Below are 14,383 nucleotides of genomic sequence, written 5' to 3' on the forward strand. Positions count from 1 at the left end.
TTGCGGACCAGATCACCTACAGCGGCTCGATACCGGCCGTATCCAGCGTGGCAAGCGCATCACGCGCAGGGCCGATGCCCGGGATCACGGCCTCGGGCAGCACCTCCAGCAGGGGCGCCAGGGCGAACGCGCGCTCGTGCAGGTGCGGATGCGGTACCCGCAGGCCGGGTTCGTCGACGACCGCCTCGCCGTACAGCAGCAGGTCCAGGTCGAGCGTGCGCGGACCCCAGCGGTCGTCGGCGGCGCGGACGCGGCCGAAGTCGCGTTCGATCCGCAGCAGCTGATCGAGCAGCGCCCGCGCGACGAGTCCGGTTTCCAGCGCCACCGCGGCATTGACGAAACCGGGCTGCGCCTCCACGCCCCAGGGCGGGGTGCGGTAGAAACGCGACGTCCGCAACAGGCGCGTATCCGGCAGCGCCGCCAGCGCCGCGATCGCCTTGCGCAACGTGGCCGCGACATCACCCAGGTTGCCGCCGAGGCCGACGCAGGCGACGGCCGGCCGGTTCATTCCGCTGCCGCGGAACGCCGCCGGCGGCGGCGCTTGCGCGGCGCGGCGCCCTCTTCGGTATCAGCCTCGGCCTCCGGCGGGTGGGCGGCGATGGCGTGATCGGGATCCTGCTGCGCCTCGCGCCAGAAGGCGACATCCTCGGCGTGGTCGTCCGACGCGCTCTGCCGCAGCACCAGGAAATCGAACGCGGCGCGGAAGCGCGGATGCGACAACGTGCGCACCACCCGCTTGCGCTGGCGCAGCGGGAAGCGCGACTGCAGCAGCCAGATCTCCTGCATCGGCAGCGAGAACCGGCGCGGCAGCGCCACCGTGGTCAGCTGGTGCACGGTGACGCGGTCGGCGGCGCGGCGCTGCGCCTCGGCCGCGTGCACGCCTTCGGCCTGCAGCGCCATCAGCGCGCGGCAGTACGCCGGCCACAGCAGCAGCGCGAACAGGAAGGCCGGCGACACCGGCTCCTCCGCGGCGACCCGTGCATCGGTGTTGCGCAGGCCTTCGAGCAACATGCGGCGCAGCGCGCCGCTGCGGTTGGCGGCCATCGCCGCCGCCGATTCCGGCAGCAGCGCCGGCAGCAGGCCGTTCTGCTCCAGGCCGAGGAAGCTGGCCTCGGCGTGCCCGGACAGGAACAGCTTCAGGCATTCCTCGAACAGCCGCGCCGGCGCCGCCTCTCCCAGCAGCGAAGCCAGGTGCGGGAGCGGCGCCGCGCTCTCGGGATCGATGCCGAAACCGAGCTTGGCGGCCAGGCGCACCGCGCGCAGCATCCGCACCGGATCCTCGCGATAGCGCAGCTCGGGATCGCCGATCAGCTTCATCACCCGGTTCTGCACGTCCTCGAACCCGCCGGTGTAGTCGCGCACCGAGAAGTCCTCGATCGCGTAGTACAACGCGTTTGCGGTGAAGTCGCGGCGCACCGCGTCGTCCTCGATCGTGCCGTAGACGTTGTCGCGCAGCAGCCGCCCGCCGGCGTGGGTCTCGCGGTCGCCGCTGCCGTCGTCGATGTTGGCGCGGAAGGTCGCCACCTCGATGATCTCGCGCCCGAACACCACGTGCGCCAGGCGGAAGCGGCGCCCGATCAGGCGGCAGTTGCGGAACAGCGCCTTGACCTGCTCGGGGGTGGCGTCGGTGGCGACGTCGAAGTCCTTCGGCTGCAGCCCCACCAGCAGGTCGCGCACGGCGCCGCCGACCAGGTAGGCCTCGTGCCCGCCTTCGCGCAGGCGGTACAGCACGCGCAGCGCGTTGGGGCTGATGCCCTTGCGGGAGATGGAATGCTGGTCGCGCGGGATGCTGCGCGGCCCGATCAATGCGGTGTCGTTCTGGGTCGGCATCTAGGGTTCTGGTGAGGGTCGGTCGGGCGTCGTTCCGGCCGTTGGCCGGTGCTGCGCTGCCCGTTGTCCTGCTATACTAGCAAGCTGCACGGCCGATCCGGTCGCTGCGAACCGGTCGTCCAGCCGGTGGCCCCAGGGCCGATCCCCAGCTCCCTTCGTCTAGAGGCCTAGGACGTGGCCCTCTCAAGGCTAAAACACGGGTTCGAATCCCGTAGGGAGCGCCATATGCCGCAGGCATCCGCCGGCAAGACGCGGATGCTGCAGAAGACCCGGCTCCGGCCGGGTTTTTCTTTGCCCGGACCGACGCGGCCGGCAAGCCGGCACGCGCCCTTGGCGGCGTGTTTCGACGCGCTGGATTACACTGCGCGCACACCACAGGAACGCCTCGAGGATCGTTGTCCATGCCCTTCGTCGTCACCGAGAACTGCATCAAGTGCAAGTACACCGACTGCGTGGAGGTGTGCCCGGTCGACTGCTTCCACGAGGGGCCGAATTTCCTGGTGATCGATCCCGACGAGTGCATCGACTGCACCCTGTGCGAGCCGGAATGCCCGATCAACGCCATCTATCCGGAGGACGACGTGCCGGCCGGCCAGGAGGCGTTCGTCGCGCTCAACGCCGAGCTGTCGAAAGACTGGCCGGTGATCACCACCCGCAAGGACGGCCTGCCCGACGCCAAGGAGTGGGAAGGCAAGCCGGACAAGCTGCCGTTGTTGGAGCGCTGAATCCCCGCGGGGATCGGTGCCGGCCGCTTCGTAGGAGCGCGCCATGCGCGCGATGCCGCGGGCATTGCGCCGCCCGCAAATTCCGGTGACCGGCGCGCCTGCCGGTCCAGAATCGCGGCATCCACCGGATCCTGCAGGCACCCGCGGCATCGCGCGCATGGCGCGCTCCTACGGGTGGGGTGAGCTTGCCTCCCGGATATGAGAACGGGCGCCGTCGGCGCCCGTTCGGTGTCGTTCCGGTGGATCTGGAACTCAGCCGCCGAGCTCCGCGCGCAGCGCAGCGATCAGCTTGGTCGCGCCCTCGCCGGAAGCCGGCTGTCCGCGCGGATCCACCGCGGAGACATAGGCGCCCTCCCCGGCCTGAGCGATGCGCACCAGGAAATTGCTGCCTTCGTAGGCGATGTCGTAGGTCCCCAGGATCTGCGCGCGGCTGGAGATCGTGAGCCCCGGCGTGGCCTCGAGCACCTCACCGACCCGGGCGAAGACCTGGTCGCGTTCGCCGGCCACGGTAAAGCCGGTGGCGCTGGCGCCCTGCGGCTGCCGCGCCGGCGTCATCGACGACCGCGTGACCGACTGCGGCGCCTCGGGCAATGCCATCGACGCGTCGCCGGCGGGGCGGTCCAGGTCCGGCGGCACTTCGAGCGGCCGGCTTTCCGCACTCTGCGCGTAGAGCGCGTTCTCCTTGCGGAACCAGCGGCAGCCGGAGGCCGCCAGCACGGCGACGGCCAGCGCGAGGAGGACGGTGGTGCGGAACACGGGACGGGTCTGGAACATCGGTGTCTCCTGGGATCAGGCCGCGAGTGTATCGCGGCAGGCGCGTTCGAGTTCGTCGACCGCGGCGGCGACGCGTTCGGCGGTGTCGGCGTGCGCGGATGCCAGCGGCGTCAACGGCAGGCGCAGACCGTGACCGATGCCGGCGCGGGCGAGCAGCGCCTTGATCGGGATCGGGTTGGGCTCGACCGCGGCGAAGCGGTAGAGCGGCTGCAGCCGTGCCTCCAGCGCCCGCGCTTCGGCCTCATCGCCTGCGAGCGCCAGGTCGGCCAGGCGGCGGAACGCGCACGGGGCGATGTTCGACACCACCGAAATCACGCCGTCGGTGCCCGCGAGCATGGCCCGGGCGGCAGTCGGGTCGTCGCCGCTCAGTACCGCGAACGCGTCGGACTTCAACGCCAGCAGCGCCTGCATCCGCTCCGGCTCGTCGCGCGCCTCCTTCACCGCGACGATGCGCGCGTGCGCCGCCAGGTCGGCGACGGTCTCCGGCAGCAGGTCGCAGCCGGTGCGGCCGGGCACGTTGTACAGCACCAGCGGCAGCGCGCCGTCGTCGGCCACGGCGCGGTAGTGGGCCGCCAGGCCGGCCTGGGTCGGGCGCACGTAGGGCGGCGTCACCACCAGCGCGGCATCGGCGCCCAATGCCGCGGCGCGGCGCGTCTGTTCGACCGTCTTGGCGGTGTTCGACTGGCCGGTCCCGGCCAGCACCGGGATGCGTCCGGCCACCACTTCCACCGCGGTCCGCAGCAGCGCGTCGTATTCCGCCTCGTACAGCGCCGCGGCCTCGCCGGTCGATCCGGCCACCACCAGGCCCTGCGTGCCGCCGTCGAGCTGCAGCTGCAGCAGGCGGCGCCAGGCGTCGAGGTCGAGTTCCCCGGAGACGCTGAACGGCGTCGCCAGGGCGGTGATGCTGCCGGAAAGTCGCAAGATGCTGTTCTCTGGTCTGCGCCGGCCGGCGCAATTACGTTTCGTGTGTCCGGTGGACGGACTGGCGCGCCGAAAGCCCACGGCGGTGCCGATCTTACTTGCGGCTCCGAAGCACGGGCAAGTATGCTGGTCGCGGCATCCGGTCCATGGCCGGGTCGCCGTTCAGACCCGACTTTTCGCGGACGCCGCCTTGACCGATTCCGACACCGCTCCCCGTCCCGCGCCGAACGAGAACCATCTGCTGATCAACGCCTATACGACGCATCCGCAATCGCCGTTGCTGACGGTGAGCCGGCGGATCGCCGACAGCGGCTGCAATCTCGTCGATGCGCGCCTGTCCACCGTCGGTCGTGACGTCTCCGTCACCGCGCTGGCCACCGGCTCCTGGGACGCGGTCGCCAAGCTCGAGGCGATGCTGACCCGTCTCGACCGCGAGGAAGGCCTGAAGCTGATCTGGTACCGCACCGGCGCCAAGCCGGTGCAGTCGAACCTGCTGCCCTATGTGGTCGAGGTGGTCGCGGCCGACAAGCCGGGCATCCTGTTCCAGCTGGCGGATTTCTTCGACCGCCAGGGCATCACCATCGAAAGCCTGCATTCCTCCCGCTACCGCGCGATGCAGACCGGCGCCGACATGTTCTCGGCGCAGGTGACCATCGGCGTGCCCGCCGACATGCACATCGCCGCGCTGCGCGACGACTTCCTCGAGTTCTGCGACCACCTCAACCTGGACGCGATCATGGATCCGATGAAATTCTGAGGACCGTGATTGGCGATTCGTGATTGGTGATTCGCAAGAGCCGCCTTCTCCGACCGTTCCGCTTCTTTCTTCGTCCAATCACGAATCACCAATCACAATCAACATGATCGAGACCGGCAAGTCCCTGCCCAAATCCACCCTTTCGCTGCCGCTGGCGTTGTCCGGCGGCGCCACCGCGAGCCTTGCCGACTATGCCGGCAAGTGGCTGGTGCTGTACTTCTACCCCAAGGACTCGACCCCCGGCTGCACCACCGAGGGCCTGGACTTCAACGCGCTGCTGCCGAAGTTCAAGCGCCGCGACGCGGCCGTGCTGGGCGTGTCGCGCGACTCGGTGAAGTCGCACGACAACTTCTGCGGCAAGCAGGGATTCAGGTTTCCCCTGGTCAGCGACCCGGACGAGACGCTGTGCCGCGCGTTCGACGTGATCAGGGAAAAGAACATGTACGGCCGCAAGGTACTGGGCATCGAGCGCAGCACCTTCCTGATCGATCCCGACGGCCGGATCGCGCAGGCCTGGCGCAAGGTCAAGGTACCCGGCCATGCCGAGGCCGTGCTCGACGCGCTGAAGGCCGCCCAAGGCAAGTGACTCCCAGGCGCGCTCCGAATACCCCCGTAGAGCGGAGCTTGCTCCGCTGCTCTCGTCTCCGGAGACCGCGCAGCGGAGCAAGCTCCGCTCTACGGGGCCGTTCCCACCTCAACAGGCGATATCCAAGCCGATGATGACCAAAGGCAAGCGCATCTACGTGCTCGACACCAATGTCCTGATGCACGACCCCACCGCGCTGTTCAAGTTCGAGGAGCACGATGTCTACCTGCCGATGCAGGTCATCGAGGAACTCGACACCGGCAAGAAGGGCACCTCCGAAGCGAGCCGGAATGCGCGCCAGGTCAGCCGCTTCATCAACGAGCTGATCGAGGACCAGGGCGCGGACAAGATCGCTTCCGGCCTCGTCCTGCAGCGCCCCAGGGGCCTGCAGCTGCGCGGCGCCGACAGCATCGGCCGGCTCAGCTTCCAGACCGGCGCGCTGGAGGCGCGGCGCCCGCCCGGCGACGGCAAGATCCCCGACAACGACATCATCCACGCCATCCAGGCGCTGCAGCAGCAGGATGTCGAACTGCCGGTGGTGTTCGTGTCCAAGGACATCAACCTGCGGATCAAGGCCGCGATCGCCGGCATCGCCTCGGAGGACTACGAGAACGACCGCGCGCTGGACGATTTCAGCCTGCTCTACACCGGCGCCAACGCGCTGCCCGAGGACTTCTGGCAGCGCCACGGCAAGGACCTCAAGTCCTGGACCGACAAGGGCCGCACGTACTACGAGGTGCACGCAAGCGAGGAAGACGGCTGGCATCCGAACCAGTACCTCTACCTGCCCGGCGACGAGGAGGCCGAGTTCCGCGTCGCCCGCGTCGACGGCGGCAAGGCCACGCTGCAGATCGTCGACGACTACCGCAGCAGCCAGCACGCGATCTGGGGCATCCTGGCGCGCAACCGCGAGCAGAACTTCGCGCTCAACGCGCTGATGGACCCGGAGATCGACTTCGTCACCCTGCTCGGCACCGCCGGCACCGGCAAGACCCTGCTGGCGCTCGCCGCCGGACTGGCGCAGACCATGGACCAGCAGCGCTACCGCGAGATCATCATGACCCGCGCCACGGTCAGCGTCGGCGAGGACATCGGCTTCCTGCCCGGCACCGAGGAGGAGAAGATGACGCCGTGGATGGGCGCGCTGACCGACAACCTGGAAGTGCTCACCCACAACCAGGAAGGCGGCAGCTGGGGCCGCGCGGCGACCAACGACCTGCTCGCCAGCCGCATCAAGATCCGTTCGCTGAACTTCATGCGCGGCCGTACCTTCCTCAACCGCTGGCTGATCCTGGACGAGGCGCAGAACCTGACGCCCAAGCAGATGAAGACCCTGATCACCCGCGCCGGCCCCGGCACCAAGATCGTCTGCCTGGGCAACGTGGAGCAGATCGACACGCCGTACCTGACCGAGACGACCTCGGGCCTGACCTACGCGGTGGATCGCTTCAAGGCCTGGGACCACAGCGCCCACATCACCCTGCGCCGGGGCGAGCGCTCGCGCCTGGCCGACTACGCGTCAGAGGTGCTTTAAAGGCCGGGATTCGGGATTCGGGATTCGGGATTCGGGAAGAGCGTAGCGGTCTGCCCATCATTCCGGCACAGACCGGAACGCATCGCGGCACGGGGTGGCAGGCGCCCCATTGTGGGAGCGACGAAACGAGCGCAGCGAGTTAACGGCGAAGCCGGCCCGAAGGGCGAGCCGCGGAGCGGCGAGTCAAGTCGCGACGCCCGCTGGTTGTGAAGCGTCGCGACTTCCGTCGCTCCCACGACAGCCATGCACGGCCGCGGGACGCCCCGCTGCGATCCATGCACAATGATCGCCATGTCCGATCGCATCGTGTCCGCACTGACCATCGCCGGTTCCGACTCCGGCGGCGGCGCGGGAATACAGGCCGACCTGAAGACCTTCGCCGCGCATCGGGTGCACGGCCTGTCGGCGATCGCGGCGCTGACCGCGCAGCACACCCGCGGCGTGAGCGCGGTCCATGCCCCGCCGGCCGACTTCCTGCGTGCACAGATCGATGCCTGCTTCGATGATTTCCGGATCGCGGCGGTCAAGCTCGGCATGCTCGCCAATGCCGATATCATCGCGACCGTCGCCGACGCGCTGCGCGCGCACGCGCCCCCGCAGGTGGTGCTGGATCCGGTGATGGTGGCCACCTCGGGCGCCAAGCTGCTCGAGGACGCGGCGCTGGCGACGTTGAAGCGCGACCTGTTGCCGCTGGCCACCCTGGTCACGCCGAACCTGCCCGAAGCCGAATTGCTGCTGGGCCGGCGCATCGCCGATCGCGCGGCGATGCACGCGGCCTGCCGGGACCTGCTGGCTGCCGGCCCCGGCGCGGTGCTGCTCAAGGGCGGCCATCTCGACGACGACGCCGGCACGGTCATCGACCTGTTTGCCGATGCGGACGGCGTGCGCGAACTGGTGCATGCGCGCCTGCCGCATTCGGCACACGGCACCGGCTGCACGCTCGCCTCGGCGGTGGCCGCCAACCTGTGCCGCGGGCTGCCGCTGCACGAGGCCTGCGCCGCCGCGACCGACTACGTGCATCGCGCCCTGCTCGGCGGTTATCGCCCGGGACGCGGAGACGTGCTGGTGCTCGATCACATCGGTGCCGCAGTGTGACGACCGATGCGCGTGAACTGCCGCTACAGGCGGACGACGGGCACCGGTGGTCGCTGCCGGCGCGACTGCCGGCGCAACCGCGTGCCTCGCTGCTGTGGCTGCCGGCGCTGGGCGTGGCCGCCAGGAACTACCTGCCGTTCGCCGATGCCCTGGCCGCGCTGGGCATCGCGGTGTTCGTGCACGAATGGCGCGGCTTCGGCAGCAGCAACCTGCGCGCTTCCCGCGAAAGCGATTGGGGCTACCACGCGCTGCTGACACGCGACCTGCCGGCCAGCGAAGCCGCGATCGCACAGGCACTGCCGGGACTCGAGCGCGTGGTCGGCGGCCACAGCCTCGGCGGCCAGCTCGCCTGCTGCCGGTTGGCGCTGCGGCCGCAGGCGGCGCAACGGCTCTGGCTGGTCGCCAGCGGCGCGCCGTACTGGCGCGCGTTTCCGCTGCCGCAGCGGCTGTGGCTGCCGCTGGCGTATCGCTTCCTGCCGTGGCTGGCCGAGCGCCGCGGTTCCCTGCCGGGGCGCACCATCGGCTTCGGCGGCAACGAGGCGCGCGGCGTGATCGGCGACTGGGCGCGCACCGCGCTCAGCGGGCGCTATGCCGCGGCCGGACTTGAGACAGATCTCGAGGCGGCGCTGTCGCGCGTCACCGTCCCGGTGCGGGCGGTCGCCCTGCGCGACGACTGGCTGTGCCCGGAGTCGTCGCTGCGTTTCCTGCTGTCGAAGCTGCGCCCGGCGCGGAGCCGGGTCGTACAGATGGACGCCGGCGATCTGCAGGTGCGCGCGGATCACTTCGCCTGGTTGCAGGAACCCGGCGCCATCGCCCGAACGCTCGCCGGGGATCTGTCGATCGAGCTCGGTTGAGCTGCGAAAACGATCTTCCTCTTCCCCGTAGGAGCGCGCCATGCGCGCTCCTACGGATTCGGCCAGAACACTGATGCGGGTGATGTCAGCCGAGCGCCCGGACCGCTAAATACCGGCAGCCGCGCTCGACGCCGCATAGGCTTCGCGCACGGCCTCGGCGCCGTAGCGCCGCTCCAGCCGCCGCACGATGAAGTGCCCGCGCGCCATGCGCTGGAAATGCCGCATGAACAGCATATTGAGCGTGGCGCCGCTGACCGCGCCGACCACCGGCACGCTCTGCACCGCGATCTTCTGGCTGATGTTGATCGAGAAGCGCGACGCGATCGCCGCCAGCAGCTGCACGATCGCCGGCGCGCCCTTGCTCATCACCCCGTGCGCGGCGATGTATTCCGCCGCTGCCGCGACCTGCTGCGCCAGCACCGCACGTGCGGCGAAGTAGCCCGATTCGGCGCCGTCGTCGCGCGCGCTCCTGCCGCCCATCGTCAACACCTCGAAACAGGCGAGCGTGGCGCCCGGATCGTCCAGGGGTTCGCCCTCGCTGCGCGCGATGTCGGCGATCGAACGCAGGATGACGGTGATGGTCAGCGGCAGTTCCAGCGCCAGCCCGAACAGGCCGAACGCACCGCCCACCGCACCGGTGGTGGCGACCGCGGCGGTGTGCACGCCGTTGCGTGCCGGCTTGCTGCGCGCACGCGCATCCAGGGTGGCGGTCGCCATGCGCAGCGACTGCTCCAGCGCCTTGCGGGTGGACGACTGGATCAACCGCGTGACCGGCGCCGGCAGTCGCCGGGCGAACACGTATTCCATCGGCGCACCGACCGCATTGGCCAGTTGCGCGGCGAGGCCTGGACTTTCCAGCATCTCGCGGGCGCGACGCAGATCCTCGAATTCATGGGCCGACAGCGACGGGACGAGCTGGTTCATGCGCCTACGATACTCCGCGTGGATTGCGATCGACCCGGCCATCCTACCCACGGTTCGGCGCTGGATGCGGGCATCGCGCGCATGGTGCGCTCCTGCGGGATGCGTCTGCATGCGCTTGTCATCGCGGTCGTGCGCGCGGGTCGAATCCAGGCGCGACCGAGAATTCCGGGATCACGCGCCCGTAGGAGCGCGCCATGCGCGATGCCCCCGACCTTGCGGCCTCCATGAACCCACGTCCGACACCCGCGGTATCGCGGGCGTGGCCCGCTCCTACGAAATGGCGGGCTCGATCCGGGCAACCGGACGCCTGTCGTGTTCGTAGGAGCGCGCCATGCGCGCGATGCCCCCGAACCTTGCCGCAGCAGCACCTCCTGCGGTTCCCGGCCGTTGCCGCCGTTCGATGCGCTGCGCGCGACGAGCCGAAGGGCGTTACTCACGGCGACAGCCGACCACCAGGCGACGCGGGCAAAGCCAGAACCAAAACAACAAAGGGTCGATGGTTGCCCATCGACCCTCGTCATGAATGGCGCGCCCGGAAGGATTCGAACCTCCGACCCCCAAGTTCGTAGCCTGGTGCTCTATCCAACTGAGCTACGGGCGCGCAGGAGCGAAATTATGAAGTGCGAGTCGCCGGTTCGTCAATCCATTCGGCATCGACGACGATGCGGCGTGCGGAACGAAAACCATGCCGAGGCGCCGTCCAGCGAAGCGCCGCCAGCGCGCTGCGCCAGGCCGAAAATCGCGGCCTCGGAGCCATCCCGAAGGGATGGGCGGAGAGCGAGGGGTGAACAGTGGCGCTTGCACGCCACCGGCGTGCGCCAATGCGAACGCCCGGCGCGCCGCGCCGGGCCGGCAATCGCGAACTCGGAGCCATTCTGCAAGGAATGGCGGAGAATGAGGGGCGAAAGCGGACCGCTCGCGAGCCACCGGCTCGCGTCCGCTTGAGCGCCTGAGCGCTGCGCGCGAAGGCCGGAAATCGCGAACCGTAGCCATCCCGGAGGGATGGCGGAGAGTGAGGGGTGAGCATGGGCCGCTCGCACGCCACCGGCGTGCGCCCATGCGAACGCCCGGCGCGCTGCGCCGGGCCGGGAATCGCGAACTCGGAGCCATTCTGCAAGGAATGGCGGAGAGTGAGGGATTCGAACCCTCGATGGAGTGTTTAGCCCCATACTCCCTTAGCAGGGGAGCCCCTTCAGCCACTCGGGCAACTCTCCGTTTGCATCGATCCTGCGCCTGCAGGTGCGAACGCCCGCGCAGGATACCGGCTCGCCTCGAAGGCGGCAAACCCTAGCTTTCGGTTTCGTTGCCTCCGTGGGTATCGCTCCCCTCCCCGCGATGAATGCGCTGATAGATCTCTTCGCGGTGAACCGGGACGTCTTTCGGGGCGGTGATTCCTATACGGACCTGGTTTCCCTTGACGCCGAGGACGGTCACCGTCACGGAGTCGCCGATCATCAGGGTCTCTCCGACGCGTCGAGTCAAAATCAACATTGAGAACTCTCCATGGACTGGCAGCTTATCCACCAGCGGCGGCCACCCGGCACTCCGGCCGCAGCTCCGCTCTTGGAATCAGTAACGACAAACGACCATGATACCGGTCGCCGGTCACATTCGGATAGGTGTAAAGTCACACTGCAGTCATGTGAGGCGCTCCGATACCCATTGGTCCACGCCTTGCAACGCCTGCGCCAAGGCCGGGCCGTCATTGCCGCCCCCCTGGGCCAGATCAGGCCGACCGCCGCCTTTGCCGCCGATCTGACCGGCGACGTGCGACAGGAGTTCCCCGGCACGGACGCGCCCTGAGGCGGCGCCGCTGACCCCGGCGACCAGCGCCGCCTTGCCCTCGCTGGTACCGGCGAGGATCACCACCGCGTCGCCCAGCTGATGCTTCAGGCGATCGACGGTTTCGCGCAGCGCCTTGGCATCGAAGCCCTCCAGTCGCGCCGCGAGCACCCGGATACCCTGCACCTCGACCGCCGATTCGGCGAGATTGCTGGTGGCGCCGCTGGCCGCCTTGGCCTTCAGCCCCTCGAGCTCGCGCTCCAGGCGCTTTTGCCGTTCCAGCAGGGCGCGGAGCTTGTCGCCGACCTCGGCGGTGGTGCCGCCGAGCAGGCCGGCCGCCTGCCGCAGCTGCCGCTCCTCGGCCGCGATCTGGTCCAACGCGGCCTGGCCGGTCAGCGCCTCGACCCGACGGACCCCGGCCGACACGCCGCCTTCCGAGACCAGCTTGAACAGTCCGATCTCGCCGGTACGGCCGACGTGGGTGCCGCCGCACAGTTCGACCGATTCGCCCATCGTCACCACCCGCACGCGCTCGCCGTACTTCTCGCCGAACAGCGCGATGGCGCCGGCGTCCAGCGCCTCCTGCATGTCCATCTCGCGAACCTGGACGGTGTGGTCGGCGCGTACCTCGGTATTAACCCGGCGTTCAATTTCAGCGACGTCCTCGGCTGTCAGCGGCTGGAAATGAGAGAAATCGAAGCGCAGCCGCTCCGGCGCCACCAGCGAGCCCTTCTGCGCGACATGGGTGCCCAGCAGTCCGCGCAGTGCGCCGTGCAGCAGGTGGGTGGCGCTGTGGTTGAGCACGGTATCGGCGCGGCGGCCGGCATCGACCGAGCCGAGCAGGTGGTCGCCGCGTGCGAGCCTGCCCGCTTCCAGCCGTCCGACATGGCCGTGGAACTGGCCGGCGAGCTTCCGCGTGTCCTCCACCCGGAAACGCACGCCCTGCCCGTCCAGTTCGCCGGTATCGCCGACCTGGCCGCCCGATTCGGCGTAGAACGGGGTGCGGTCGAGAATCACGATCGCTTCCTCGCCGGCCGCGACCGATTCCACCGGGCGACCGTCGCGCAGCAGCGCGATGACTTCCAGCCCGCCGGCCTGCAGCCGGTCGTAACCGAGGAATTCGGCGGGACGCAGCTGTGCCACCAGATCCGCCGGCAGGCCGGCGCCGGATGCGAACTTGCCGGCAGCGCGCGCTGTTTCGCGCTGCCTGGCCATGGCCGCATCGAAGCCGGCGATGTCGACGTCCAGGCCGCGCTCTCGGGCGATGTCGGCGGTGAGGTCCAGGGGGAAGCCGTAGGTATCGTAGAGGCGGAACGCCTCCGCCCCGGGAATGGTGCCGCCGCTGCGGTCGGCGATCTCGTCGAAGATGCGCATGCCGGCGTCGAGGGTCTCGGCAAAGCGCTCCTCCTCGGCCCGCAGCGCGCGCTCGACCAGCTCGCGCTTGGCGCGCAGTTCCGGATAGGCCTCGCCCATCAGCGCGTCGACGGCCTCGACCATGCGGTGGAAGAACGGTTCGCGCACGCCCAGCATCCAGCCATGGCGCAGCGCGCGACGGATGATCCGGCGCAGCACGTAGCCGCGGCCCTCGTTGGACGGCAGCACGCCGTCGACGATCAGGAAGCTGCAGGCGCGGATATGGTCGGCGATCACGCGCAGCGACTTGTTGCCCAGGTCCGGGGTGCCGGTGAGTTCGGCGGCGCGACGGATCAGCGTCCGGAACAGGTCGATCTCGTAGTTGCTGTGCTTGCCCTGCAGCACCGCCGCCAGCCGCTCCAGGCCCATGCCGGTGTCCACGCACGGCGCCGGCAGCGGCAGCAGGCTGCCGTCGGGCTGACGGTCGAACTGCATGAAGACCAGGTTCCAGATCTCGATAAAACGGTCGCCGTCCTCGCCCGGCGAGCCGGGCGGTCCGCCGGGCACGCCGGGGCCGTGGTCATAGAAGATCTCGGAACTCGGACCGCAGGGGCCGGTATCGGCCATCTGCCAGAAATTGTCCGAGGCGTACGGCGCGCCCTTGTTGTCGCCGATCCGGATGATCCGCTCCGGCGGCAGGCCGATGTCCTCGCACCAGATGCGGTAGGCCTCCTCGTCGGTGTGATAGATGGTGACCAGCAGGCGCTCGGCGGGCAGTTTCCAACCTTCTGTCAGCAGCTCCCACGACCAGGCGATGGCTTCCTTCTTGAAATAGTCGCCGAACGACCAGTTGCCCAGCATCTCGAAGAAGGTGTGGTGGCGCGCGGTGTAGCCGACCGAATCGAGGTCGTTATGCTTGCCGCCGGCGCGCAGGCAACGCTGGACGTCGGTCGCGCGCACGTAGCTGCGCTTCTCCGCGCCCAGGAACACGTCCTTGAACTGCACCATGCCGGAGTTGGTGAACAGCAGGGTCGGATCGTTGCCCGGCACCAGCGAGGCCGAGGGGACGACGGCATGGTTCCTGTCGCGGAAAAACTCGAGGAATTCGCGACGGATATCGGAGGTGGTCTTCATCGTGGGCGTGACAATACGTGAAGGGCGCCGGTCCGGCGCCCGACCGCAATGCGGCCACGACGTGGAGCTGACAACCCGATAGGGGAAGGTTAACAGGACGCGGCGCGCCTGGCT

The 14,383-nt window shown here is 69.2% G+C and carries 12 protein-coding genes, 3 tRNA genes and 1 pseudogene; 7 read left to right on the forward strand and 9 right to left on the reverse strand.

Annotation, left to right across the window (positions count from 1 at the left end):
* Positions 1-16: 16 nt before the first annotated feature.
* On the reverse strand, positions 17-508 hold the full coding sequence (gene folK / locus AB5T46_RS06940; protein WP_370563160.1) for a 2-amino-4-hydroxy-6-hydroxymethyldihydropteridine diphosphokinase: 492 nt from the start codon (positions 506-508) through the stop codon (positions 17-19).
* Positions 505-1,794 (reverse strand): annotated as a pseudogene (pcnB, locus tag AB5T46_RS06945) (polynucleotide adenylyltransferase PcnB); the annotation flags it as partial. The gene folK and the pseudogene pcnB, both read right to left, overlap by 4 nt.
* Before the next feature lie 184 nt (positions 1,795-1,978).
* Here pcnB and AB5T46_RS06950 point away from each other — a divergent pair.
* Positions 1,979-2,054: transfer RNA gene (locus tag AB5T46_RS06950), tRNA-Glu, on the forward strand.
* Positions 2,055-2,231: 177 nt separating this feature from the next.
* Positions 2,232-2,555, forward strand: a complete 324-nt coding sequence (gene fdxA / locus AB5T46_RS06955) for a ferredoxin FdxA (RefSeq protein ID WP_149196480.1) — start codon at positions 2,232-2,234, stop codon at positions 2,553-2,555.
* A gap of 252 nt (positions 2,556-2,807) precedes the next feature.
* Here fdxA and AB5T46_RS06960 read toward each other — a convergent pair whose 3' ends face one another.
* Complete coding sequence (locus AB5T46_RS06960; protein WP_370563161.1) at positions 2,808-3,329, reverse strand: hypothetical protein; 522 nt, start codon at positions 3,327-3,329, stop codon at positions 2,808-2,810.
* 15 nt (positions 3,330-3,344) lie between these two features.
* Positions 3,345-4,250: a 4-hydroxy-tetrahydrodipicolinate synthase gene (dapA, locus tag AB5T46_RS06965; RefSeq protein ID WP_370563162.1), complete on the reverse strand. Its 906-nt coding sequence runs from the start codon at positions 4,248-4,250 to the stop codon at positions 3,345-3,347.
* Between the two features lie 190 nt (positions 4,251-4,440).
* Between dapA and AB5T46_RS06970 the strand changes: the two genes are divergently transcribed.
* From AB5T46_RS06970 to AB5T46_RS06990, 5 genes are all read left to right on the forward strand, one after another.
* A complete protein-coding gene (locus tag AB5T46_RS06970) occupies positions 4,441-5,007 on the forward strand; it encodes a glycine cleavage system transcriptional repressor (protein ID WP_370563164.1) in 567 nt (188 codons plus the stop codon).
* Positions 5,008-5,110: 103 nt separating this feature from the next.
* Positions 5,111-5,593 (forward strand): peroxiredoxin, encoded by a 483-nt coding sequence (locus tag AB5T46_RS06975; RefSeq protein ID WP_370563165.1) that lies wholly within the window; start codon positions 5,111-5,113, stop codon positions 5,591-5,593.
* A 133-nt stretch (positions 5,594-5,726) separates the two neighbouring features.
* Entirely contained in the window at positions 5,727-7,127 is a 1,401-nt protein-coding gene (locus AB5T46_RS06980) for a PhoH family protein (RefSeq protein ID WP_370563167.1), read from the forward strand.
* 291 nt (positions 7,128-7,418) lie between these two features.
* A complete protein-coding gene (gene thiD, locus AB5T46_RS06985) occupies positions 7,419-8,222 on the forward strand; it encodes a bifunctional hydroxymethylpyrimidine kinase/phosphomethylpyrimidine kinase (RefSeq protein ID WP_370563169.1) in 804 nt (267 codons plus the stop codon).
* Positions 8,219-9,076, forward strand: coding sequence for an alpha/beta hydrolase family protein (locus AB5T46_RS06990; protein ID WP_370563171.1), 858 nt, complete (start codon positions 8,219-8,221; stop codon positions 9,074-9,076). Before thiD ends, AB5T46_RS06990 begins: the two co-directional genes overlap by 4 nt.
* Before the next feature lie 105 nt (positions 9,077-9,181).
* Here the strand turns inward: AB5T46_RS06990 and AB5T46_RS06995 are convergent, their stop codons facing one another.
* The 5 genes from AB5T46_RS06995 to alaS form a co-directional block, all read right to left on the reverse strand.
* Complete coding sequence (locus AB5T46_RS06995) at positions 9,182-10,000, reverse strand: EcsC family protein (protein WP_370563172.1); 819 nt, start codon at positions 9,998-10,000, stop codon at positions 9,182-9,184.
* A gap of 524 nt (positions 10,001-10,524) precedes the next feature.
* A tRNA-Arg gene (locus AB5T46_RS07000) sits at positions 10,525-10,601 on the reverse strand.
* A 520-nt stretch (positions 10,602-11,121) separates the two neighbouring features.
* A tRNA-Ser gene (locus tag AB5T46_RS07005) sits at positions 11,122-11,214 on the reverse strand.
* Positions 11,215-11,287: 73 nt separating this feature from the next.
* Positions 11,288-11,491 (reverse strand): carbon storage regulator CsrA, encoded by a 204-nt coding sequence (csrA, locus tag AB5T46_RS07010; RefSeq protein ID WP_370563174.1) that lies wholly within the window; start codon positions 11,489-11,491, stop codon positions 11,288-11,290.
* Between the two features lie 147 nt (positions 11,492-11,638).
* Positions 11,639-14,269 (reverse strand): alanine--tRNA ligase, encoded by a 2,631-nt coding sequence (gene alaS / locus AB5T46_RS07015; protein ID WP_370563175.1) that lies wholly within the window; start codon positions 14,267-14,269, stop codon positions 11,639-11,641.
* Positions 14,270-14,383: the final 114 nt, after the last annotated feature.

The sequence above is a fragment of the Luteimonas salinilitoris genome (assembly GCF_041300785.1).
GTDB classification, from domain to species: Bacteria; Pseudomonadota; Gammaproteobacteria; order Xanthomonadales; family Xanthomonadaceae; genus Luteimonas; species Luteimonas salinilitoris.

Bases quoted from the DNA above. Each gene is read 5' to 3' on its own strand.
- folK (WP_370563160.1), bottom strand. From the start codon at position 508: ATGAACCGGCCGGCCGTCGCCTGCGTCGGCCTCGGCGGCAACCTGGGT.
- fdxA (WP_149196480.1), top strand. From the start codon at position 2,232: ATGCCCTTCGTCGTCACCGAGAACTGCATCAAGTGCAAGTACACCGAC.
- AB5T46_RS06960 (WP_370563161.1), bottom strand. From the start codon at position 3,329: ATGTTCCAGACCCGTCCCGTGTTCCGCACCACCGTCCTCCTCGCGCTG.
- AB5T46_RS06975 (WP_370563165.1), top strand. From the start codon at position 5,111: ATGATCGAGACCGGCAAGTCCCTGCCCAAATCCACCCTTTCGCTGCCG.
- AB5T46_RS06980 (WP_370563167.1), top strand. From the start codon at position 5,727: ATGACCAAAGGCAAGCGCATCTACGTGCTCGACACCAATGTCCTGATG.
- thiD (WP_370563169.1), top strand. From the start codon at position 7,419: ATGTCCGATCGCATCGTGTCCGCACTGACCATCGCCGGTTCCGACTCC.
- AB5T46_RS06995 (WP_370563172.1), bottom strand. From the start codon at position 10,000: ATGAACCAGCTCGTCCCGTCGCTGTCGGCCCATGAATTCGAGGATCTG.
- csrA (WP_370563174.1), bottom strand. From the start codon at position 11,491: ATGTTGATTTTGACTCGACGCGTCGGAGAGACCCTGATGATCGGCGAC.
- alaS (WP_370563175.1), bottom strand. From the start codon at position 14,269: ATGAAGACCACCTCCGATATCCGTCGCGAATTCCTCGAGTTTTTCCGC.